This window comes from Salinimicrobium oceani, from assembly GCF_012037645.1.
This window is the reverse complement of the sequence record NZ_JAAVJR010000391.1, coordinates 1-519: the sequence shown is the minus strand read 5'-3', so window position 1 is coordinate 519 and position 519 is coordinate 1. Positions and strand designations below refer to the sequence as shown.

Sequence of the window (519 nt, the reverse complement as noted above, 5' to 3'; positions counted from 1 at the left end):
ATTGATTATATCACCTGTGATTACTGCTATCATAAAGCCAATATCGGGTTTAGAAACGATATATGCAAATATCGGGTTATAAAACGATAATGAGATTTATCGGGTTATTATCCGATATTTGGAAGGTTCTCATTTTTCGTTTGACCAACAAATTTCCGTTTCCAGATAATATATCGCATAACAATATAGAGAGGAGCAGCAATAAATCCTAAAGCTACCCCCAAAATGAAGAAAATAAAGGTCAGGAATTTGATCCAAATCTTTGTGAGGAAAGAAGTTCCTTTTGGCAAATACCGCCTGTATGGAGAAAAAAGATAGACATTAGCCATCACTGCGCTTATCACAAAACCTACAACCGGGATAAATCCCACGAAAAATGAAAGTCCGCCAATCTTATAGAACTTTTGGTCCTGGTATTTTAGAAAATCTTTGACTTCTGGGGATTGAAAGATATTATTTCCGCAGGTGTTGCATTGCTGATGGATTTCAGTGCTTTCTAATTTGCTTCCGCAGGAAGGG

1 protein-coding gene is annotated in these 519 nt (G+C 36.8%); it reads right to left on the bottom strand.

Annotated elements, in window-relative coordinates:
* Positions 1 to 107: 107 nt before the first annotated feature.
* Positions 108 to 519 (bottom strand): hypothetical protein (locus HC175_RS17340; protein ID WP_168139556.1); only part of this gene is annotated, 412 nt, incomplete at its 5' end.